The following is a 21,213-nucleotide window of genomic DNA, read 5'->3' on the forward strand; positions in this document are numbered from 1 at the left end:
AATGAGAGGGGAAGATGGCAACAGAGAGGAAGACCACAAATGATCACATGGCCACCAGTAGTCGTAAAAGCGATCGAGACACGAACCGAGCAGTTCCGCCACGATCCGGATCGGGCGTTGATCGGATCGGGCGGGTATACGGCCGACGACGAGGCGATCGTACACGATGCGGCCGTCGCCCTGGCGCTTGGGAAAAACGTGCTGTTAAAAGGACCGACCGGGTCAGGCAAAACGCGGCTCGCGGAAACATTGTCCGCGCTGTTCGGCCAGCCTATGCACAGCATTAACTGTTCCGTTGACTTGGATGCCGAGGCGTTGCTCGGGTTCAAGACGATCGTGCATCAGAACGGCCAAGCTGTCATTGAGTATGTGCCCGGACCTGTGATTCAAGCGATGACCAAAGGGCATTTGTTATACATTGACGAAATTAATATGGCAAAACCTGAGACGCTGCCGATTTTAAACGGTGTCCTCGATTACCGGCGGCGGCTTACCAACCCGCTCACCGGCGAGGTCGTGCAGGCGAAACCGACGTTTGGCGTCATCGCTGCCGTCAATGAAGGCTATATTGGCACCGTTCCGCTGAATGAAGCGCTGAAAAATCGGTTCGTCGTCATTGACGTGCCGTATGTGCAAGGAGCGACATTAAAATCGGTGTTATTGGCGCAAACTACAGTAACGGATGAGGCGTTGATCGACCGTTTCGTCGCTCTATCGGCCGATTTGCTTACACAAGTGCGAAACGGACAAATCGCTGAAGAAGCCGCCTCCGTGCGCGCCTTGCTTGATGCTTGCGATCTGGCCGCATATATGCCGCCGCTGCGCGCGATTGAACGAAGCATTGTCGATAAGCTTGACGATGAGCGGGAGCGAGCCGCGGTGCGGAATATAGCTGAAACATGGTTTGAGGAGTAGGTGGCGGCGCATGGAACGATTCATGATGTTCGACGATCGGCCGATCGATTCGTTTTTGGTGATGCAGCTTTCCGATCTTGCCCGAACGCTCGCCCAGAACCGTCATTGGACGGTGGAGTTCGCCGCTCACTCCGGCGTGCATCTAACCCGGCCGATTGTTTACGTCAGCCGCTTTTGGGACGTCTATCCTGCTCACGAGAAAGAAGCGGCCATCAAAAGTGACGTCGTGCTGCGCCTTATTGGCACAAGGCGTCATACCGACGTCTCCGCCGTTCAGGCGTTCCGGCAAGCGGCCGACGCGCAGCCCTTGCCCAAACTGGCGAAACAGCTGTTTTCCTTCGCTGAAGATCTTCGTTTGGAAATGGTGTGCGAGCGGGAACGACCGGGGACGAAGCGATGGTTTCGGGTGCGCCGTCGCCTATACCGCCGCTATTTCGCCCAGCAATGGCAGGCGAACCAAACGCGGAGCGCCTTGGCTGATCAATTTTTGGCGGCTATGTATTTGCGTTTGACTGCCGACTCTCCCCTTGACGATGTGCCGCTCGCTCCGATGGCCGAGGAAGCGGTGCAAACCCGCCTGCAAACGCTATGGACACAATGGTTTGACGCTTCTTCGACCACTGAGGTAGCACAATGGGCATTGGCGCTGACGGAACTGATGAAACAGTCACTCCATAGCGATCTCGTCCACGACTACACATCGCTTCCCTTTGTCAGCGACGCTGGACAGGACGAACAAACGCTGACGATTGACGACATCAAACGAACGGATTCACTTGAAAACGATGATGCGCTCGCCGAGGCGAACGGGGAGGTCAAGCGGCAGACGCTGCCGACATGGCATCGAGAAACGAGTCGGACGGGTGGAAGCTTTCTCCGCTTTGAACTCGAGCGGGGAAGCCGAACAGGAATGATGGGCGATGGGGCAAGACCGGGGGATGACGGCGACCAAGCGCTCGCCATCGTTCAAGGAACGTCCCAACCAACGAATCGGAATGACTATGGCCTCGAGGCGCACGCCTCCTTTGACGATCATCCCCGCACCGGAAGCGGCGCGCCATACGGCGAGGCGAACCGCCGGGCTGAACTTGTGCTTCTTCCTTTCTCGCCGCCAAGTCCGGTCCATCTCGAGCAATACCGCGCCAAGCAGGCGGCGGTGGCGCCGTACCGGAAACGGCTCGTGCGCGTGATGGAGCAATGGCTTGAGCATCAGCGCAGCGCTTGGCGCACAAACTTGCCCGCCGGACGGCTGCGCAAACAGCTGGTGCCGTTTTTCACCGATGAGCGGCCGCGCTTGTTTTACAAAAAAGGCGAGCAAGCGCGGCGGTTTGATGCGGTATTCGGACTGCTCGTCGACTGTTCCGCCTCGATGCACGACAAAATGGAAGAGACGAAAACCGGTCTTGTCCTTTGTCATGAAGCGTTGAAAACGTTGCGGGTGCCGCATGCCATTGTGGGATTTTGGGAAGATGCGAACGAAGCGACCGCCGCTTGGCAGCCGAATTACATGCAAACGGCTGTATCGTTTCGCCGATCATTGGAGCCATCGAGCGGCCCGGCAATCATGCAGCTTGAGCCGCATGAAGACAACCGTGACGGATTGGCGATCCGCTGGATGACGGAACAGCTTCTTGGCCGTCCAGAAAGGCAAAAAGTGCTGCTCGTCTTCTCGGATGGCGAGCCGGCCGCATACGGCTACGAACAAAACGGCATCATCGATACACATGAGGCGGTCGCCGACGCGCGCCGTCGCGGCATCGAGGTCGTCAACCTCTTTTTAGGGCGCGGCGCCGATGACGAATCGACGCGGCGGACGGTGGAAAACATTTACGGCCGTTTTCGCGTCTTCGTGCCGCATGTCAGTGAACTCGCTGACCGCTTGTTGCCGCTTCTGAAAGCCTGGCTGCAAAAAAGTTTGTGACAGAAGGATGGGAAATGATGATCAAATTATTCACCGACAGCGACTTAGACGGCATCGGCTGCGGATTGCTGGCCAAGCTGGCGTTTACGGAAGTCAATATTTCATTTTGTTCCTATCGAAATCTTGATGAACGGGTTGCCCAATTTTTGCAAAGTGAAGAAGCGGCCGATGCCATGCTATGGATCACCGACTTGGCCGTCGGCAAGGAAGTCGAACAAAAGCTGGCCGAACGAGCCGAGCGCGGCGGTCATGTGCAAGTGATCGACCACCATGTCACGGCGCTTCATTTTAACCATTACCCGTGGGGATGGGTCGTACCGACCGGAGAAGATGGCAAAAAAACATGCGCCACCTCGCTTTTTTACGACCACCTTGTCCGCGAAGGGAAGCTGGCGCGAACGGAAGCGCTTGACGCGTTTGTCGAACTCGTCCGTCAATACGATACATGGGAATGGGAAGAGAACGGAAATATACAAGCCAAACGGCTTAATGATTTACTGACGATTTTAGGGCTCGACAGCTTCTGGGAGACGATGAGCGAACGGCTTTCTTCCGGCCAACCGTTCGCCTTAACCGAAACGGAAGAGCTGCTTTTGGATATGGAAGAAAAGAAAATTCAGCGCTACATCCGGCAAAAACAAAAGCAACTCGTTCAGCGCTGGCTTGGCGACTATTGCATCGGCGTCGTCTTTGCCGAGCGCCATATGTCGGAACTCGGCAATGTGTTATCGAAGCGATTTCCTCATCTCGATTTAATCGCGATGGTCAATATGGGGACGAAACATATCGGTTTTCGTACCACTCACGATGATGTCAACGTCGCTGAGTTCGCTCGGCAGTTCGGTGGCGGCGGCCACCCAAAAGCGTCCGGTTGTTTGGTTGATGAGACGACATTCCCGCTCTTTGTCATCGAGACGTTCCCGCTGTTGCCAATTTACGGCGATGCGGAACAAAACCAGCTGAACAAACGAGACGGAGCGGAAGGAACCTTTTGGACGAATCATCATGGTCAATGGTGGTTGAGCCGTCATACCGAGCAAGGCTGGATCGTATATGCTGATGAGGAAGGGGAGGCGCATGCGTTTCCAGATGAAGCTAGCGGCGAGCGTTGGCTAAAGCGGCAGTTTGCGGCCGGCCTTGCTCATGATGAGGCGGTGCTTCAGTTTTTAAGCACACGACTCGCTCGAGACAAAGCCGACATTCAAGCGGACTATCTGGCGGCTGTCAAGCAATACAAACAACAAACCGGCATCGAACTTTGATGCCGGTTTTCCTGTTCGGTCAATCCTTCACCATTTCGCGAGAGCGATACAGCAGAAAATGTTAACATAATTGTAACAGTTTTTGTGTTTAGGAAAAACAGGGTTTGATTATAATAAGTACATAGGGAGGTGAGGAAAATGAAACAGTATGTTTTTTCTTTCTACACAGTTCAAGGGAAGACGATCGTATGGGAAGAAGCCATTCCGGCGTCCGGAATGATGGAAGCCTTTTCAAAAGCGCAACAGTTGCTCATCAAACATAAGCGAGAAAAGGGCGTGCCGGTCCGCGTCAAATATAAAGGCGTTTGCTACCGTCATACCGATATCGCATGACAAAGAAAGGATGGGAACATGCTCTCCCTGCGACTATCGACACGCAACGGGTAACGTGCAGTGTTTCTTGGAAGTGACTCAAGAACACTGCACGTTTTTATATGTCAACCAATACGGACGAGCTCCCGTCGTCATCGCGCACGCCTGTAACCAGCGGAAATAGCCTTGCTATCATACGTATAAGACAAGTTCGTTCATGATAGAATACATGGGGATTTTTTTGCTTTGTCTCACTATCATGAGATTACTTTTATATGAGACAATCACTTATTTAACTTCCTATAATTTATATTATGTTAACTTATTGTTTTTCCGAAATCTCATGACCTCTTCCCTCCAGTGCCCATAAAATTATCCGGCACTTGTACTTGTATATATAATAAAAAAGAGCGGAAGAACCGCTCCCACAAACATTGTTTCAAGTTGTGTATTTTTCTTTTGCATAATGTATAAATTTATCAACTGTCCATATCTTTTCTCTATATTCTGCTGGATAGTACGAATGATAAGGTTTAGGAACAACTAGTATAACATTTTCTTCTTCCATTTCAGCGAGTTGGTTTACTGTAATTCCTTGCTGGAGTGTTAATAAATGCTTTACGTCTATTCGGTCTGCTTCATTTAATATCTGTCTCCATCTATCTTTACAGGTTGTTTTAGCACCTAAAAATATTAGGTTTTCGCTAGGAAATTTTTCATCAGCATAAGCCTCGTTTGATGGTAATATAAAATCTGGCTTTTTGTTTCCCTCTGATTTACCGGGATGGCTAAATGGAATTTTATGATAAGAAAGCAAAAAATCAGTATGATGTTCTAGCGATTTACCTGCTCGACTTTTTCTTCTGTTTAATGCACCGCTAGCAAATGCAAGAAGTGGATCTAAATCAAGGAATGGTTTTGTTAAATATTCCTTATATAAACTTCTTTCAATTGCTCGGAATATGCTGTATTCTGTTTTAATCCACTCAAGTAAAATTACATCTGGTGTAAACTTTTTCTTCCTATATATTTCGTGATGCAAATTCCTCGCTAATTCTGCAAGTTCAGTAGTTTCAGGGAAGTCATTAAAGAAAGAAACCTCTTCTTTAATCCTTCTTTCTAATTGTTGAGATAAATCTATATCTTTTCTATCCCCTTCAAGATATACGGCATTGTTATTTGCAAGGGATAGAGAAAATGTATTTATAAAACTTTCAATTTCTTCTTCTGTATCTAATATGTATACTTTATAATTTTCCGGATCCATTGGGATGAAAATAATAAGGTTCCCAACTTGCTGTTCTTTTTCAAAAGGTGAATTAGACCAAAATCGTGTAATTCTGTACTCATTTCGACTACCTCTTCCGTAGTAAACCACACGACTTTCGAAAGGATAATACTCATCAATATGTACTTTAATATATCTGTCTTTATTTTCCCCCTTAGCTCCTTCTTCCTCGAAAAAAAGACTCCATGCTTGTTTGGCTATATAAATGCCATCTTGATGCGCCCCAGTTAAATTTACATCATTCGGAGAAATAAATTTGCAATAAAAGCGGCCATATTTTTTAGCCGCCTCTATTGCTCTAGTTAATCGATCTGCTTCATTTTGTTGCATATTCACCCCGTCCCTCTTCCAGATTTTCTTCTATTAGTTCATCCCGCTCAATTGCTTGAATCATCTTTTCTGCGATAAGGCGAACAACAGGAACAGCAACACTGTTGCCAAATTGCTTATATGCAGCAGTGTTACTAACTACAATCTTAAAAGAATCTGGAAATCCTTGCAAGCGTGCACATTCGCGTGGAGTTAATTTTCTTGGATTTTTACCTTCTTGCGGGATAAGAATCTCTGAACCGTCCTTGTAGTATCTGGCAGAGAGAGTACGGGAATATGAATCCAAATTGGCTAACCCATAACCGAAACCATTTCCTTTTTTAGCATGTTTTTCTTTGTACGCTTGTAAGTATTCCCACAGTTTGTCGCTTAATGTGTATTTATCATCTACATTATCTTCCAAGATGCTTCTTAACGGCGGACCTTGTTCGGGTATTTTTGGAAACTCAAACTTAAGGGGCTTTTTAAAGCCTACAATATATATACGCTCCCGATTTTGAGGAACAAGCCCCTTTGCATTTAATATTGCATCGTAAACCGTATAACCTAAGTCGTTCTCCAAGACATTTTTTATTACTTTGTATGTTCTACCTTTATCATGACTTTTAAGATTTTTTACATTCTCCAATAGAAGAGCCTGTGGCTGCTTTTCCTTTAAAATACGAGCGATATCAAAAAATAAAGTTCCTTGAGTTTCGTCAAGAAAACCATGTGGTCTTCCCAAAGATTTCTTTTTGCTTACACCTGCAATAGAAAATGGCTGACACGGGAAGCCAGCGAGCAAAATATCATGATCAGGAATATCCTTGGCATCAATCTGTCTGATATCACCGTGTGGTTTCTCACCAAAATTAGCCATATAGGTTTCTTGTGCTTTTACATCCCATTCAGATGAGAACACACAAATACCGTATGGTTCGAAGGCAAGTCTCATACCTCCAATCCCTGCAAAAAGATCAATAAAACGATATAGCAAATTTGACACCTCCTTCGAACACTTGTCTGTCTTAATTATAGCAAATTTTATTGTGTAATAGTCGTTTAATAGAAGCAACACGAACGACAATTCCAAATGATACAACGCTCTGTTGCGGAAGGAAGCGCAAGACGGCTTCCTTCCTCTCGATTAACCCACTTTGATCGCGTTTTTTTCGCCTTGTTGCAGTTGATACATTTGATAATATTTGCCTTTCTTGTTCATCAGTTCGTCATGAGTGCCGCGTTCGACGATCGTGCCGCGGTCTAGCACAAGAATTTGATCGGCATTTCGAATCGTCGATAAACGGTGAGCGATGATAAACGTGGTGCGCCCTTGTTTTAACACATCGAGCGCTTGCTGAATGACCGCTTCCGTTTCCGTATCAATGTTGGCGGTTGCTTCATCGAGCACTAAAATGGCCGGATCGAATGCCAAGGCGCGGGCGAACGAAATGAGCTGGCGCTGCCCGGACGATAGCGTGCTTCCTTTTTCAATGACCGGTTCATCAAAACCGTTCGGCAAGCTTTTGAGCCATTGCTCCGCCCCGATGTCGCGAAGCGCTTTTTCGATCGTGCTGCGGGTAATGCGCGGATCTTGCAAACTCACATTGGACGCGATTGTGCCGGTGAACAAAAACGGATCTTGCAAAACGATCCCCATATGCTTGCGCAACATTTGTTTAGGCATCGTTTGAATATCGACTCCATCGATGAGGATGCGCCCTTTTTGAATGTCATAAAAACGGAACAATAGATTCATGATCGAACTTTTCCCGGAGCCGGTATGCCCGACGAGCGCCACCGTCTCTCCTTGCTTGGCCGTAAAGGAGATATTTTTTAACACATATTCGCCGTCCTTATACCCGAAATACACGTTCTCAAACACGACGTTTCCTTTGTAGCGCGGCATGTCTCCTTCGTACACCTCATCGCCGGGCTCATCGAGAAGCGCAAAGACGCGCTGGGCGGCAACAAGCGACTGTTCCAAGTTCGCCAACTGGTTCATCATCTCGGTCACCGGCTGGAACAAGCGGGTGAGATAATCTACAAACGCGTACAGCACACCCATGGAAATGGCTTGGCCGCTTAAAGAACCGCCCCCGAAATGCCAAATAAGCGCCACAAATGCCACGTTGCGGAGCACGCCGACTAAGTTATGCGATGTGAGCGCATTTAGGCTCAAAAGCTTATTTTGGTAGGTGAAATAGTCTTGGTTCAGCTCGTCAAACTCGCGCTCCGTTTCCTTTTGTCTGCGAAATGCTTGGATGATCGTCATCCCTTGAATCGACTCGTTAATCATCGCATGAATGTCGCTTAAGCGCGACCGGATGATCTGATTGTATTTCGACGCGTATTTCCGGTACACCTTCATCCATACGGCTAAAATCGGCAAGAGGAGGAGGCAGACGGCCGCCAAACGAACATCCAAAAGAAACAGCGCGATAAAAATACCGGTGATATAGATGCAACTTGTAAAAAATGTCGCCAATACCGTAACGTAGAGCTCGCGAACCGCTTCCGTATCGTTCGTCACCCGTGCGACGATTTTCCCGGCCGGCAAACGATCAAAATAGCGAATCGGCAGGCGTTGGATGTGCGCGAAGACGTCTTTGCGCATTTTTTGAATAATGCGATTCGCCGCCATCTGCAAGTAGTAGTGCTGTCCGTATTGAAACGCGGTCGCCGCGACGAGCAGGGCCATGTACAGACCTAGTAAGGACACGATACGGTCAATGTCCGGCTCGTAAAAACGCATGAGCTCTCGAACGGACAACTTTTTGGCTGGATATGAGACCGACTCGTCCCCGCGGCGAATCGTGAGGACGCCGTCTTGGACGGAGCGGTTGCCGTCCAAGGCGACAGCGCGGTCGACAAAATAGTAATGCCGCCCGACTTGCAAAATGCGCACTTCTTTCCCTTTTTCTTCTCCTTGTGCAAAATCGCGCTCCCGCTTATACCATTTCCCTTGATAAAACACGGCGTTGTTTCCTTTCGAAGCTTCGTGCCACGGAGACTCGATCCCTAAAATATGCTGGTCAATCACTCGTTTGGCGATCAACGGCCCCGTCAGTTCGGCAGCCACCGAAACCGCCAGCATGCACAAGGCGAACACCATCATGTTTTTATAGTGAAGGGCGTAAGCGAATAGCCGTTTTCCGACGTTCATAAATACACCCCGCTTTCTTCTAACGTCGCTGCGGCTTGTTGGCGAATCCATTGCTCGTAATACCACCCGTTTTGGGCGAGGAGTTGTTCATGCGTGCCTTGTTCGATCACTTTTCCGTCATCTAGCACGAGAATCCAATCGGCATGCTCGATCGCCGATAAACGATGCGTCGTGATGATCGTCGTTTTTCCGGCGCGCTCGCGGCGAATGTTTTCCATAATCGCCGCTTCCGTTTTCGCATCGACAGCGGACAAGGCGTCGTCTAAAATTAAAATTTCCGGATTCATAAGCAGCGCGCGGGCGATCGAAAGCCGCTGCTTTTGCCCTCCTGATAGCGCAATTCCTTTTTCTCCGACTAACGTATCGAGCCCTTCAGGAAGCATTTCGATATCGTTGCGGAATGCGGCTAAATCAATCGCTTTCTGGAATTCTTCGTCGGCCGCCTCTTTGCGTCCGAATACAATATTTTCTTTCACCGTTTTCGAAAATAGCACATGGTCTTGCGGCACGTAGCCAATCCATCCTCGCACCTGTTCCATTGGAATTCGCTCGAGCGGAACGCCTGAGACGGTAATGCGCCCTGTCCCTAGCGGATACTCCCGAAGCAATTGCTTCACAAGCGTCGTTTTCCCGCTCCCTGTTCGCCCTACGATGCCGAGCGTTTGCCCGCGCCGAAGCGTGAACGAGATGTTCGCTAAATTGGGGACGCTTGATGACGGATAGCGAAACCCGACTTGATCAAACACAATCGATTCGGGGATCTTAACCGATTGCGGCTCGGGATGATTCTGCACATCCGGAACGTAGGCGAGCGTTTCGTTCACGCGATCGAGAGAAGCGTTGCCGCGCTGCATCACGTTCATGAGCTCGCCGATGGCAAACATCGGCCAAATCATCATGCCTAAATAAACGTTGAACGAAACGAGTTCGCCGAGCGTTATTTCTTGATGGAACACTAAGTATGCCCCGTACCCTAATCCGATTAAATAGCTCAGGCCTACTAGCAGTTTAATCGTTGGATCAAAGAGCGAATCGATTTGCGCGACTTTCATATTTTTTTGATACACGTCTTCCGTCAGCGCGTGAAATCTCGCTTCATCCGCTTTTTCCTGCACATAAGCGCGAATGACGCGCACGCCCGAAATTGACTCGAGCACATAATCGTTCATGTCGCCAAATGCATCTTGCGCTTTTGTAAAGCGTTCGTGAATTTGTTTTCCGTACAGCTTCATCGCTGCCGCCATCACAGGCAGCGGCAGCAACGCCGCAAACGTCAGCTTCCAACTGATCGACAGGCCCATCGTGAATAAAATGACGAGCATGAACGCGCTTGAATCCACAAGCGTTAAAATACCGAATCCGGCCGTATTAGCGATCGCTTTTAAGTCGTTCGTCGCCCGCGCCATTAAATCGCCGGTGCGATTGTTTTCATAAAACGTCGGCGTCATGTTGAGTAAATGTTTCATCAAGCGGGAACGCATGCTTCGCTCTAATAAAAACGCGCCCCCGAACAGCTGATACATCCATATATAGTTCACGCCGTAAATGAATACCGTCAGCCCCATAAGCCCTCCGGCATATGCGATCAGCTTCTCCTTCGTGAAGCCGTCCGAATGTATATCGTCAATCGCGATTCCTAGCAACTTGGGCGGAATCGTTTCGAACAGGCCCCCCAACATTAAAAAGACAATGGCGATGACATATCGCTTCCAATGTTGCTTGAAAAACGAACGAAGCTTCCATAATACCGAAAACATATGGACTCAACTCCTTTATCGTTCAATGATCATCTAACCGCTCTCCATCTCTCCGGCTGGCAATGTGAACGGTGTCCATCTTATTTTCATTTTGCCTTCCTCCCTTAAAATTGTAGATTGCAAGCTTAAAACCATCGGTAAACGTAGCATTTCCGGTCCGTCATTTCTTCTTCCACTTGCTGCCGGATGAGCTGCTCCTGTTTGATTTCCTCCATCGTCTATGTCCGTCGCTCGATGGTAATGGTCACAAACAACAAATGGATCGTCATCGTCCCTCACCCCCTTTCATAAATAAAAGCCGCGGGTTTCCTAGAGTTCCCGCGGCGCAAAAACGCAAAAAAGCCGCAGGAAAAAACGATCTCCTTCCCGCGGCATTCGCTGTGCTGTTTAAGATGAAATGACCGTAACAGACTCGGAAGGTCGAATCGTTTTTCGTTGTTCCATTGTGCGCGTTGCTCGTTTCATCATTGCTTTCATGTTGTTCATCCTCCTTCCGAAATCATGTTACGAAGTCAATTGTATCCAAAAACGGTGAAGTTGTAAATGATTTTTCATGATTTTTATGAAACTTTGTGACATACTCCCCCATCTACGCTGACGCTTCGCGTTGTTTATGATAACCGCTGAAACACATCATGGAGGCAAACCTTTAAATCTGGATACAGAAAAGAAACGAGTACATCTCGTTCTCCAAATACTTCCCTTTTTTCATATGCTCCGTTATGCCACCCGTACACCTCCACGGTTCGATGCAGCGGATCAACCATCCAGTACTCTTTTACTTCAAACCGTTGATACAATTTGTATTTTTCATTTCGGTCTTTTAACGCCGTACTCGGAGACAACACTTCTACGATTAAATCAGGGGCTCCCACGCATCCCTTTTCTGTTATTTTCTCTCGGTTACAAATAACAGAAATATCGGGCTGCACTACATTTTTCGCGGATTTGTCATCAAGGCTTGAAGCGAATATGACATCAAATGGGGCCATGACCACTACACATCGTTGTTGTTGAAAATAATCCCGCAATGCCGCATACAACTCACCAACCATATACTGGTGAGCAAACGAAGGAGAAGGAGCCATGCTATATGGCACGCCATCAATCAATTCCCATTGTCCGTCCCATTTGAGATAATCTTCATATGTATAGTTGTGATTTGAAAACTCCGGAGTCGTCATCGCTCCTTCACTCCATTTCGTTTTTTATAATTATATACCGTAAATGAGCCAATTTCGCTAACTGTAACGCGATGAAAGTGATAAAATCTTTTTATATTCCGCATCGTTCGGTTTTCTAATTTCCATGCATGGAGTCCTCCTCGGGGGCAACACCGAAAACCATAGGTATTCCCTTTCAAGTGACATCATCAATTTTGTTTAATGGTAGATGAATGGTTTTCATGAAAAGAGAATGTCCTCCCAACCTTCTCTTACTCTCCCATAACGCGTTTGTGGCAATGGCGTTTCTGCGGGCAGAGTGTTAATCATGTAACCCTTTGCCGTCAAGAATGCGCTGGATATACTTTTCAATTCTCGCTTCGCACGTTTTCGATTGTTTCGCTCCGGAAAAATAAAGGATGTACGCTCTTTGCCGTCCGGGTGTCAGCGATTCAAACGCTATTTTTAAGGCCGGCATTTCGGCGAATTTTTTTTGAAGCTCTTCAGGAATTGGCTCTGGACTCTTTTTGAACTCCACTTTTAAGCCCGCTTTTTCAATTTCCATGGCTTCGTTAATATATGCTTTCAACACAGGTTCAAGCTCGATGCATTCTTTACCTCCATTCCGCTAACGAAAACACGCCGTTTTTTTCAAAATCGTATACAATCGTCGGGGGCAGCAGTTGACGCGCTTCATCCTTTGTCGCCCAGCAATAGTGGATATGTTCTTTCGAAAGGATGACCTCGTGCTGCTCGCTTGTGCATAAATACGTCAAGATGACGACTTGCCGCGTCGGATGGGTTTGGAACGTCGCAGCGTATAAAACTTTCTTCACCGTCACCGTCAACCCAACTTCTTCTTCAATTTCGCGAATGAGCGCAGCTTCTAACTCCTCACCAAATCGCATCCCCCCTCCGACCAGCTCCCATGTTCCGCCGCCTACTTCATCATCAGGCGCGCGCTGGACGATTAGCACGGTCCCTTTATGTAAGATCAACCCTTTCAAAACGACAACGATGTTCTTTCGATGTTCCATCCGCAGTCCCCTTCTTCTAGATTTTGCCCTCTACCCAATACTCTATATGGTTGAATTGAACAGATCAAGAAAAAACAGAAAGTAATGAATCGAATACGAAACAGTCGTTATATGCAGTTTATAGCGGCGTCTCTGTTCGCTCTCTCTGTTCTTTATCTAGCGGTGCGAAAACATGGTCATGCTTTAGAACATACGTCTGTTTTATTGTCGCTTACCATCGTTTTTCCGCTGTATTTAGCCGTTGTTTATCGAATGACGATCGGTCGGATCAAGTGTTCATGGAAAGAGATGGAACAGCACGATTTTGGACGAAACCACCGCCCCCTTTAGTGGATTCATTGCTCACGCAGATGGAAGTGATCATTTTTCAATATTTACATTCTTCTTTTTTATTTTATAATTATAACCAAAACCGGAAAATCAAGCTTTCTATAGCTCCACGCATTTTCGTTTATTCAGTTGAAAGGATTAGGTAAAGATGATCGTCGTGCAAAACGTCAACAAAATCTATCCGCCTCACCGCCACGTGTTGCGCGATCTCTCTCTCGAGCTGAATAACGGAGATCGGCTCATTCTTTTAGGGCCAAATGGGGCTGGGAAGACAACCTTAATAAAGTGCATCATCGGGCTTACTGCACCGGACAGCGGCCGTATTTACGTAAATGGGGTGGATGTTGTCCGCAATCCGAATGGTGCGCGCGAGTCGATTGCGGTCGTGTTTGAAGAAGCCGACAACTCCTATTCATATTTAAATGTCTTTGAAAATCTCTTGTATTTTGGTTTGTTAAACAAGTGGAGCCGTTACGAAGCGAAGCGAAGGGCCGAACAAATCATGGCCATGTTGAATCTGACCCCCTACGCGGATCGTCTGGCCCAAGCCCTTTCGCGAGGGATGAAACAAAAATTGGCGTTTGCGATCGCCTTAATGAAAGGAGCGCCGTTTTTGTTCCTTGATGAGCCGACTCTTGGCCTTGATGTTGAGTCGCAGCATCATATTCGAGCGCTGTTGACGGAAAAACACAACTGGTGGAACGCCGTCCTCATTACGACCCATGACATTCCGTTTGCCCACGCCGTCGGAAATCAATTTGTATTTATCAAAGATGGAACCATCATTTGGCGGGGAACAAAGGAACATTTTTCAACTCCAGCTGACCTGGAAACTCATTTTTTAGCGGCGATCCGTTCCTATCAATTCTCCCAAGAGGTTGGTGATTGAATAATGGAGGCCGCTTTGCAGTATTGTTTTTCAGATACTGTCGATGCGCAAATTCACGAACATCCATTGACAACCAAACAAAAATAGACAAACCTTACAAAATCAAGTCTTCTTTGATTCGGCAAATCCGCCATGTCGTCTAGGGAGGTGGGTTGATTGCTCCGGCAAATTTTTCGTGTTGTATCGGCGTCGTTTTTGAAAAAAAGAGCAGAGTATCGCCGATATTGGTTCGATTTTACTGTTGGGCTGATTATTAAATTTGTCTTTTTTTTCGGTACGCTGTACGCAAGCCCCATCCAGACGGGAAAAGAGGCGGCGGTCAAGCTAGCCGGTTTCAGCCTTTGGTACTTAAGCGCTCATTTGATCGCAAAGCTTGGCAACAGCGCAATCGAAGAAGCGTATCTCGGCACCGCAGAGCAAGTGCTTTCAACGAAGACTCTTCCATGGCAAATTTTGATCGGCGTGGTGGTCGCGGAAGTCGCGTTGTCGTTCGCGTGGGTGGCGCTTTTTTTCCTTTGTGCCGCCTTGATCATTGGATTTTCTGAAATTGTTTCGGGAGCATTGTCCATCGTAACGGAAATCGTCGTATTTGGTGGAGTAAGTCTCATCGGCATGACGGGGATCGGCGTGTTCATTTTAGGACTGTCACTCCGCTTAAAGCAAGTCGGGGCCGTTACTGAGGTGCTTCTTTACTATTTATTAATCTTCTCAGGGTTTTTTCTATCTTCGAATCGATTACCAGCCGCCTTTCATATTCTCAACGCCCTTTCTCCTCTTTCTTGGGCTGTACAAGGAATGAGCGCAGGATGGCGCGCGTTCTTTCCAGCGTTCGGCGTCTCGCTATTGTGGCTCGCCATCGGCTCATTCGTCTTAAGACAACAATGGAACTGGGCGAGGAAGAACGGAAAAATAGGAAGCTACGTATAACGAAAAGACAGGTTGAAGCGGCCCCCCACAGCTGATCGGTTCTTATATGTAATTCAATATCTCACGCGGTGCAAAATCATCGATGCTCTGCAATTCTTCCTTGCTCCACCATTTTACCTGTTGCCATGCATCCTTTTCGTCTTTCGTCATATTTTCGAACGATAATCTCGTATCCGATGGAATCATGATTTTGTAATAAATCTCTCGACTAACAAAAGGACCTTGTTTCCCATCGATCCATACATCGAGTTGGAATAGGGGTTCGCCGACAAGGTCGACAACAATGCCTAGTTCTTCGTATAACTCTCTTTTTAACGCTTCCGCCGGGGTCTCATTTTCTTCAATCCCTCCCCCTGGAGTCACCCATAACACCTTGTTTCCTACCACATCGCGAAATTCAAATCGCTGAAGAAGAATTTCATTCCGTTCATTGATGATCACGGCTCTAGAACATTGGCGTATCTTCATAAAAGGTGCCCCCCTATATCGATGATCGTTTTGATCGACTCATTCGTGTCATTTTATCATATTTCACCATATTTCCTCCAGCCCTTCCCCCATCGGTTTTTCCGGTGGGGAGAGCGGCGCTGCCGATCGAGCAGTTTTGTATGCCGCAAAAACAAGGCAGAGGGAATCCTCTCCCCCTGCCTTGTTTTCATTATCGAGCGGTGACCGATTCTCTTGCTTTTTTCACCAGATCAAAGCGGTCGGCGTTCATGATTTTCACCCACGCGTTGATGAAATCGCGGACGAATTTTTCTTGGTTGTCGTCTTGAGCGTAAAATTCGGCGTAAGAGCGGAGGATGGAGTTCGATCCGAAAATGAGATCGACCCGGGTCGCTGTCCACCGCACTTGGCCGGTTTTCCGGTCGCGGATTTCGTAAATGCCGCCGTCGGTCGGCACCCATTCATAGTCCATATCCAACAGGTTGACGAAGAAGTCGTTGGTCAACACCCCGATGCGGTCGGTAAACACGCCGTGGGGCAAATCGCGATAGTTCGCGCCCAACACGCGCAAGCCGCCAATTAAGACCGTCATTTCTGGACCCGTCAGCCCAAGGAGCTGCGCTTTGTCGATGAGCAGTTCTTCCGGCGGGACGCTGTATTCTTGCTTTTGATAGTTGCGGAAGCCGTCCGCAAACGGTTCTAATACGGCAAAGCTTTCGACGTCCGTTTGTTCTTGCGTCGCATCGCCGCGGCCAGGGAAAAATGGCACTTTGACATCAAAACCAGCGTCGCGGGCCGCTTTTTCAACCGCAGCGCTGCCGCCAAGGACGATCAAGTCGGCGATGCTTACTTTTTTCGGCAGTTCACGTTGGATGTCCTCGTAGACGGACAGCACTTTGGCGAGCCGCTCCGGTTCGTTCACTTCCCAGTCTTTTTGCGGCGCGAGACGGATGCGGGCGCCGTTGGCTCCGCCGCGCTTGTCGGAATGGCGGAACGTGCTGGCTGAGGCCCAAGCCGTTTTGACCAACTCGCTGACGGTCAGCCCGGAGTTCAAAATTTTCGCTTTGATTTCTTCGATTTCCGCTTCCGTCAGTTCGTAATCGACTTCTGGAATCGGGTCTTGCCAAATGAAGTCTTCTTCCGGAACTTCCGGACCGAGATATCTCGTTTTCGGCCCCATATCTCTATGGGTGAGCTTGAACCACGCCCGGGCGAACGCCTCGGCGAATTCTTCCGGGTTTTGGTGGAACCGGCGGGCGATTTTTTCGTATTCCGGGTCAAACCGCAGCGCCAAATCGGTCGTCATCATCATCGTCGGCACTTTTTTCGACGGGTTCTCGGCATCCGGGGCCAAGTCGTTTTCATCCGGGTCGACCGCCATCCATTGCCAAGCTCCGGCCGGGCTTTTCGTCAGCCACCAGTCATAGCCAAACAGCATGTCAAAGTACGACATATCCCACTGGGTTGGCGTCGGCGTCCAAGCGCCTTCAATGCCGCTTGTGATTGCATCGCTCCCTTTCCCTTTTCCGTAAGAGCTGATCCATCCCAGCCCTTGCGCTTCAATCGGGGCGGCTTCCGGCTCAGGACCGACGTGCGTGGCCGGGCCGGCGCCGTGCGCTTTTCCGAACGTATGACCGCCGGCGATCAAGGCGACCGTTTCTTCATCGTTCATCCCCATGCGGCGGAACGTCTCGCGGATATCGCGCGCCGCTGCTTTCGGATCCGGCTTGCCGTCCGGCCCTTCTGGGTTGACGTAGATTAACCCCATTTGCACCGCGGCGAGCGGGTTTTCGAGCTCGCGATCGCCGGAATAGCGTTCAGAGGCGAGCCACTCTTTTTCCGATCCCCAATACACGTCTTCTTCTGGATGCCAGACGTCAACGCGGCCGCCGCCAAACCCGATCGTTTTTCCACCCATCGATTCAATGGCGACATTGCCCGCCAAAATGAACAAATCAGCCCAAGAGATTTTGTTTCCGTATTTCTTTTTGATCGGCCATAACAGCCGGCGCGCTTTATCCAAGTTGGCGTTGTCCGGCCAGCTGTTTAACGGCGCAAAACGCTGCGTGCCTGTCGACGCGCCGCCGCGGCCGTCGCCGATGCGATACGTCCCTGCCGAATGCCAAGCCATGCGGATCATTAACGGCCCGTAATGGCCATAGTCGGCCGGCCACCAGTCTTGGCTTTCGGTCATCAGTTTCCGCAAATCTTCTTTTAACGCCCAGTAGTCCAGCTTTGCAAATTCTTGCGCGTAATCAAAATCTTCATCATGAGGGTTCGTCTTCCGGTCATGCTGGTGAAGAATGCTTACATTCAGCTGATTCGGCCACCAGTCTTTGTTCGTTGTCCGATTGGAAGATTGATTGGTGATGCTCCCGTGGTATGGGCATTTTGAAGCTTGTTGTGGGTGTTGATGTTCCATCTTCTCTTCCCCTTCCTGTTCAAATTGTCTTCCTCACGGTTGTTTTGGCAACCGATATTGATAATTACTATTACATTAAAATTATAATAAATTAATATTTAATAGTAAAGTGTAAAAAGTATTTTTTAGTATAAAATCTTTCTATATAAGTTGCAATAAGGATTTTCCGATTTTTCGTTGCGCGTTTCATCTAAGTACAAGTTCATTATGATAGAACGAGTCGAGTAATCAGCGGGATGTAAAACAAAATTTCAATTTATATATATTTGACCACACCATCCCATTCCATGAAGATGAACCATTCTCAATAAAGGAAATTTAAGTATTGACAAAAGTGCGTATGGCTCGCGGTCTGGATGATGATCGTCACGATCCCTGTCACTTCACATAAAAGCTCGCTCCGTCCATCCACTCAATTTCATCATAGCGCTTGAGGTCGCGCACAAGCTGAAACAACGCCTCATCTTTTTGTTTCGCTTCAATCATGCAGTCAAGCTGCCGGACGGTGCCTTTGATTTCCCGCAAAAAGCGGATGAACATCTCAGCATCGACAAAATCGTGATGGGCGCGGAACTGTCTGTCGCTCTTTGGGCTTGAGAGATGCATTTTCATCGGCAGCGGCGAGTGGCGCCATGTCGCCACGATCCGTTCCCAGTCTGGCCGCCAGTCTTCTTCGTCGTGATTGGCGAGATGGTGGTGCAAATCAAAAACGAGCGGCACGCCGAGTTTTTCGCATGCATAGAGAGCATCGCGCAGCGTAAACACCGTATCATCATTTTCAAACATGATCATTCGCTGCAACGAGATGGGGATGTACGCCCAATTATGGATCAGCTGCTCCAACGCCTTTTCTTTGTCGCCATACCCGCCGCCAAGGTGGAGCACGCAGCGGTGTTCTGCGTCAATCCCCATTCCGCGCAACAGTTCTCGATGCAGATGCAGCGTGCGCAATGAAGCGCGGAACACATCGGCATCAGGGGAATTGAGCACAACAAAATGCTCGGGGTGGAAATCAAGCCGCATCGGATACTCACGCAAAAACAGCGCGATCGATCGCAACGCTTCACGGATGGGAGCGAGATAATCCCACCCGTCTAGCTCTGGATGATTGGCAAGCGGAATAAGCCGCGAGCTGAGGCGGAAAAAGCGGATGTCATGCGCCTTGTTATGTTTGAGCAAGCGAAGGCAGTTTTCGACATTGGAGATGGCGATCCGCTCAAGCTTGCGAATCGCTGCCTCGCGATCGCGAATGGCGCGAAACTGCGCCGCGGTCATCGTTTGAGAGGGAGAGCAATGAGGGACATGCACGCTCATAGCGGCATAGCCGAGCCGGACAACGGTCATAACAATGTTCCTCCGTTCTATCCATCGATTGCCGCTGGTTAGTATACCCGACCTGAGCGCTGTTTATGAACGCCCCCTTTTTTCAAGAGTCGACCAATGACACATGGACAAGGGCAATCATACAAGCTATTCTAAGCCCAATTCAATAAGATAAATCAAACCATACAAAAGCGATGAGAGCGCATTGAATATTGAAGGAAAGCACATCATGATTAAGAAGGTGTCTGTCAATCCTCTTCTCCTGAAGATCCGCCTATCATCTTCTCTTCTAATTGGTTATTATCCCAATTTACATGAAATTCGTCGAAAAATAGTTATTCATCCGAATCATTTTTCTACAAATGATCATTTAATACATTAGTACCAAATATAAACTATTAGGAAAGGATGATAGATGAATGGTTTGTGTGTGCAATGGTGGATTATTCCCGCAGTTGTTTTTTACGCAGTCCTCAACGGATCTGCCCGTTACCATCCCCTTAACAGGAACAGCCGTCACAGAAGTGCTTCGTTTGCAGCCCATTACGACCCTCAGCGGTGATCGTGTCAAACTTGATTCGATGGTTGAATTGGAATTGGCCGTATTAGCTATCATCGCAGGCGTAACCTTGACAGGCATCACCTATCGCTTAGAACGTTCAACGAACGGGGGAGCCTTTACGCCTATTGCATCGCTTGATGTCGAATCTCTGCTTCCTGTATTAACAGCTGCCGCCAACACGACGCTGTTCCCGAACTTGACATGGGTTGATACACCAGGCGTGGGCACGCATGTGTATCGTATTGTTATTGAAACAAACGGTGCAATTCTATCGACTTTGTTAAGCAGCATCACAGCTGAAACTCGCGCCTTGAATGCTCTTGTTGTCAGAAACGCATAACGAATTAAAAAGGAGGGTGTCCCAAAAGGACCGGGACGCCCTCTTTCGTCATATATACGTACTGACTGCTTCTGCCGCACTATATGTTGTGCCTATCTTGAAAGAAGGCGACCTTTTGGGTCAGCCCCTTGATTTTGCTTTATTGCTCCGAACAATTTATGGAACACGAATCAATCAAGGCAGCAAAATCGGCCCTGCCGTGTAAGATGGATCAAGTCAAAGATGAATGATAATATGATTCAATGATCGAACCCCTTGGGGAAACTGTTGGCAGAAGAAGAATCCTTCCATTTTGTAGGTCATTGGTTCTTCCCCCATTTCGAGTTGGAATTGGAAATTAGAAAATGAAAGGCTTTGCCCTAGTTCAATTCGTGATGCTCGAGCCGGCTTTAACCAAAACTCCCCTTTCTCTTCCACCATTTGCTCCGCCTGTTCACTCATATAGTTCCACGATTCCATTACTAACGGATTAATACGTTGGTCATGCTGAATCCCTTCCCCTAATTTTGCTGACAAAGCGATGCGTTCCTTGGGGGTGACCCGTAAGCAGATGAAAGGATGGTCCAACGGGTTCGAACCCATATTGCGAATGATGAAGTTCGCCGCGACCGTCCCTTTATGTCCCTTTGCTTTCGGAAGCAATAATGAATAGGTGAAATAACAAATGGCTTGAATTCCATCATGCTTGTTCTGTTGAGGCAAATTTTTCATCTCTTTTAACGTTTGTTTGACAAGATGGAGCTCCTTCTCGATGGCCTGGATTTTACTTTCCATTTCCGCTAGACTGCTCATCTTATTCCCCCTTTTCCATCAATATGTACACTGCCTATTCTCATGCCTAAA

Annotated in this window: 18 protein-coding genes and 1 pseudogene; 7 read left to right on the forward strand and 12 right to left on the reverse strand. The window is 48.3% G+C overall.

Going from position 1 to position 21,213, the window contains the following annotated elements; all coding sequences use genetic code 11:
- The first annotated feature begins 39 nt into the window (after positions 1-39).
- The 4 genes from NST29_RS09195 to NST29_RS09210 all read left to right on the forward strand — a co-directional run bounded on the left by NST29_RS09195 (position 40) and on the right by NST29_RS09210 (position 4,431).
- On the forward strand, positions 40-915 hold the full coding sequence (locus NST29_RS09195) for a MoxR family ATPase (protein WP_033019766.1): 876 nt from the start codon (positions 40-42) through the stop codon (positions 913-915).
- Between the two features lie 10 nt (positions 916-925).
- Positions 926-2,836 (forward strand): hypothetical protein, encoded by a 1,911-nt coding sequence (locus tag NST29_RS09200; RefSeq protein WP_339232067.1) that lies wholly within the window; start codon positions 926-928, stop codon positions 2,834-2,836.
- Between the two features lie 17 nt (positions 2,837-2,853).
- Positions 2,854-4,098 (forward strand): oligoribonuclease, encoded by a 1,245-nt coding sequence (locus tag NST29_RS09205; RefSeq protein ID WP_339232988.1) that lies wholly within the window; start codon positions 2,854-2,856, stop codon positions 4,096-4,098.
- A 138-nt stretch (positions 4,099-4,236) separates the two neighbouring features.
- A complete protein-coding gene (locus tag NST29_RS09210) occupies positions 4,237-4,431 on the forward strand; it encodes a hypothetical protein (protein WP_033019761.1) in 195 nt (64 codons plus the stop codon).
- A 418-nt stretch (positions 4,432-4,849) separates the two neighbouring features.
- On the opposite strand, the gene NST29_RS09215 is transcribed toward NST29_RS09210, so the two are convergent.
- The 8 genes and pseudogenes from NST29_RS09215 to NST29_RS09250 all read right to left on the reverse strand — a co-directional run bounded on the left by NST29_RS09215 (position 4,850) and on the right by NST29_RS09250 (position 13,130).
- Positions 4,850-6,028, reverse strand: a complete 1,179-nt coding sequence (locus tag NST29_RS09215) for a type II restriction endonuclease (RefSeq protein WP_033843874.1) — start codon at positions 6,026-6,028, stop codon at positions 4,850-4,852.
- Entirely contained in the window at positions 6,015-7,004 is a 990-nt protein-coding gene (dcm, locus tag NST29_RS09220; RefSeq protein ID WP_033021830.1) for a DNA (cytosine-5-)-methyltransferase, read from the reverse strand. The genes NST29_RS09215 and dcm overlap by 14 nt, the downstream gene beginning before the upstream one ends.
- A gap of 150 nt (positions 7,005-7,154) precedes the next feature.
- The gene (locus NST29_RS09225; protein WP_033021838.1) at positions 7,155-9,173 is read right to left on the reverse strand and encodes an ABC transporter ATP-binding protein; all 2,019 of its coding nucleotides are present in this window, start codon (positions 9,171-9,173) and stop codon (positions 7,155-7,157) included.
- Positions 9,170-10,930, reverse strand: coding sequence for an ABC transporter transmembrane domain-containing protein (locus NST29_RS09230; RefSeq protein WP_033021840.1), 1,761 nt, complete (start codon positions 10,928-10,930; stop codon positions 9,170-9,172). The genes NST29_RS09225 and NST29_RS09230 overlap by 4 nt, the downstream gene beginning before the upstream one ends.
- Positions 10,931-11,148: 218 nt before the next feature.
- Positions 11,149-11,199 carry a YrzI family small protein gene (locus NST29_RS09235; RefSeq protein WP_231559896.1) on the reverse strand — a complete coding sequence of 17 codons (51 nt, stop codon included), beginning with the start codon at positions 11,197-11,199 and terminating at the stop codon, positions 11,149-11,151.
- A 342-nt stretch (positions 11,200-11,541) separates the two neighbouring features.
- Positions 11,542-12,114, reverse strand: coding sequence for a Uma2 family endonuclease (locus tag NST29_RS09240; RefSeq protein WP_033021842.1), 573 nt, complete (start codon positions 12,112-12,114; stop codon positions 11,542-11,544).
- Between the two features lie 301 nt (positions 12,115-12,415).
- Positions 12,416-12,709 (reverse strand): annotated as a pseudogene (locus NST29_RS09245) (YdeI/OmpD-associated family protein); the annotation flags it as partial.
- Positions 12,708-13,130 carry an NUDIX domain-containing protein gene (locus NST29_RS09250; RefSeq protein WP_033021844.1) on the reverse strand — a complete coding sequence of 141 codons (423 nt, stop codon included), beginning with the start codon at positions 13,128-13,130 and terminating at the stop codon, positions 12,708-12,710. The pseudogene NST29_RS09245 and the gene NST29_RS09250, both read right to left, overlap by 2 nt.
- A 478-nt stretch (positions 13,131-13,608) precedes the next feature.
- On the opposite strand from NST29_RS09250, the gene NST29_RS09255 reads away from it, so the two are divergent.
- Entirely contained in the window at positions 13,609-14,349 is a 741-nt protein-coding gene (locus tag NST29_RS09255; protein WP_033021847.1) for an ABC transporter ATP-binding protein, read from the forward strand.
- 156 nt (positions 14,350-14,505) lie between these two features.
- On the forward strand, positions 14,506-15,276 hold the full coding sequence (locus NST29_RS09260; protein WP_033021849.1) for an ABC transporter permease: 771 nt from the start codon (positions 14,506-14,508) through the stop codon (positions 15,274-15,276).
- A gap of 42 nt (positions 15,277-15,318) precedes the next feature.
- Here NST29_RS09260 and NST29_RS09265 read toward each other — a convergent pair whose 3' ends face one another.
- The 3 genes from NST29_RS09265 to uvsE form a co-directional block, all read right to left on the reverse strand.
- On the reverse strand, positions 15,319-15,744 hold the full coding sequence (locus tag NST29_RS09265; RefSeq protein WP_033021851.1) for an NUDIX domain-containing protein: 426 nt from the start codon (positions 15,742-15,744) through the stop codon (positions 15,319-15,321).
- 190 nt (positions 15,745-15,934) lie between these two features.
- Complete coding sequence (gene katG, locus NST29_RS09270) at positions 15,935-18,145, reverse strand: catalase/peroxidase HPI (protein ID WP_339232069.1); 2,211 nt, start codon at positions 18,143-18,145, stop codon at positions 15,935-15,937.
- Positions 18,146-18,523: 378 nt separating this feature from the next.
- Positions 18,524-19,489 (reverse strand): UV DNA damage repair endonuclease UvsE, encoded by a 966-nt coding sequence (uvsE, locus tag NST29_RS09275; protein WP_061912076.1) that lies wholly within the window; start codon positions 19,487-19,489, stop codon positions 18,524-18,526.
- 398 nt (positions 19,490-19,887) lie between these two features.
- Between uvsE and NST29_RS09280 the strand changes: the two genes are divergently transcribed.
- A complete protein-coding gene (locus NST29_RS09280) occupies positions 19,888-20,370 on the forward strand; it encodes a hypothetical protein (protein ID WP_033022565.1) in 483 nt (160 codons plus the stop codon).
- Between the two features lie 216 nt (positions 20,371-20,586).
- Here NST29_RS09280 and NST29_RS09285 read toward each other — a convergent pair whose 3' ends face one another.
- Positions 20,587-21,162 (reverse strand): hypothetical protein, encoded by a 576-nt coding sequence (locus NST29_RS09285; protein ID WP_339232071.1) that lies wholly within the window; start codon positions 21,160-21,162, stop codon positions 20,587-20,589.
- Positions 21,163-21,213 lie beyond the last annotated feature (51 nt).

Source organism: Geobacillus sp. FSL W8-0026, assembly GCF_037966255.1.
Taxonomy (GTDB): domain Bacteria; phylum Bacillota; class Bacilli; order Bacillales; family Anoxybacillaceae; genus Geobacillus; species Geobacillus icigianus.

Coding starts and splice junctions, on each gene's coding strand:
- NST29_RS09195 (WP_033019766.1), top strand. CDS start 40: ATGATCACATGGCCACCAGTAGTCGTAAAAGCGATCGAGACACGAACC.
- NST29_RS09200 (WP_339232067.1), top strand. CDS start 926: ATGGAACGATTCATGATGTTCGACGATCGGCCGATCGATTCGTTTTTG.
- NST29_RS09205 (WP_339232988.1), top strand. CDS start 2,854: ATGATCAAATTATTCACCGACAGCGACTTAGACGGCATCGGCTGCGGA.
- NST29_RS09210 (WP_033019761.1), top strand. CDS start 4,237: ATGAAACAGTATGTTTTTTCTTTCTACACAGTTCAAGGGAAGACGATC.
- NST29_RS09215 (WP_033843874.1), bottom strand. CDS start 6,028: ATGCAACAAAATGAAGCAGATCGATTAACTAGAGCAATAGAGGCGGCT.
- NST29_RS09225 (WP_033021838.1), bottom strand. CDS start 9,173: ATGAACGTCGGAAAACGGCTATTCGCTTACGCCCTTCACTATAAAAAC.
- NST29_RS09230 (WP_033021840.1), bottom strand. CDS start 10,930: ATGTTTTCGGTATTATGGAAGCTTCGTTCGTTTTTCAAGCAACATTGG.
- NST29_RS09240 (WP_033021842.1), bottom strand. CDS start 12,114: ATGACGACTCCGGAGTTTTCAAATCACAACTATACATATGAAGATTAT.
- NST29_RS09250 (WP_033021844.1), bottom strand. CDS start 13,130: ATGGAACATCGAAAGAACATCGTTGTCGTTTTGAAAGGGTTGATCTTA.
- NST29_RS09255 (WP_033021847.1), top strand. CDS start 13,609: ATGATCGTCGTGCAAAACGTCAACAAAATCTATCCGCCTCACCGCCAC.
- NST29_RS09265 (WP_033021851.1), bottom strand. CDS start 15,744: ATGAAGATACGCCAATGTTCTAGAGCCGTGATCATCAATGAACGGAAT.
- katG (WP_339232069.1), bottom strand. CDS start 18,145: ATGGAACATCAACACCCACAACAAGCTTCAAAATGCCCATACCACGGG.
- uvsE (WP_061912076.1), bottom strand. CDS start 19,489: ATGACCGTTGTCCGGCTCGGCTATGCCGCTATGAGCGTGCATGTCCCT.
- NST29_RS09280 (WP_033022565.1), top strand. CDS start 19,888: ATGGTTTGTGTGTGCAATGGTGGATTATTCCCGCAGTTGTTTTTTACG.
- NST29_RS09285 (WP_339232071.1), bottom strand. CDS start 21,162: ATGAGCAGTCTAGCGGAAATGGAAAGTAAAATCCAGGCCATCGAGAAG.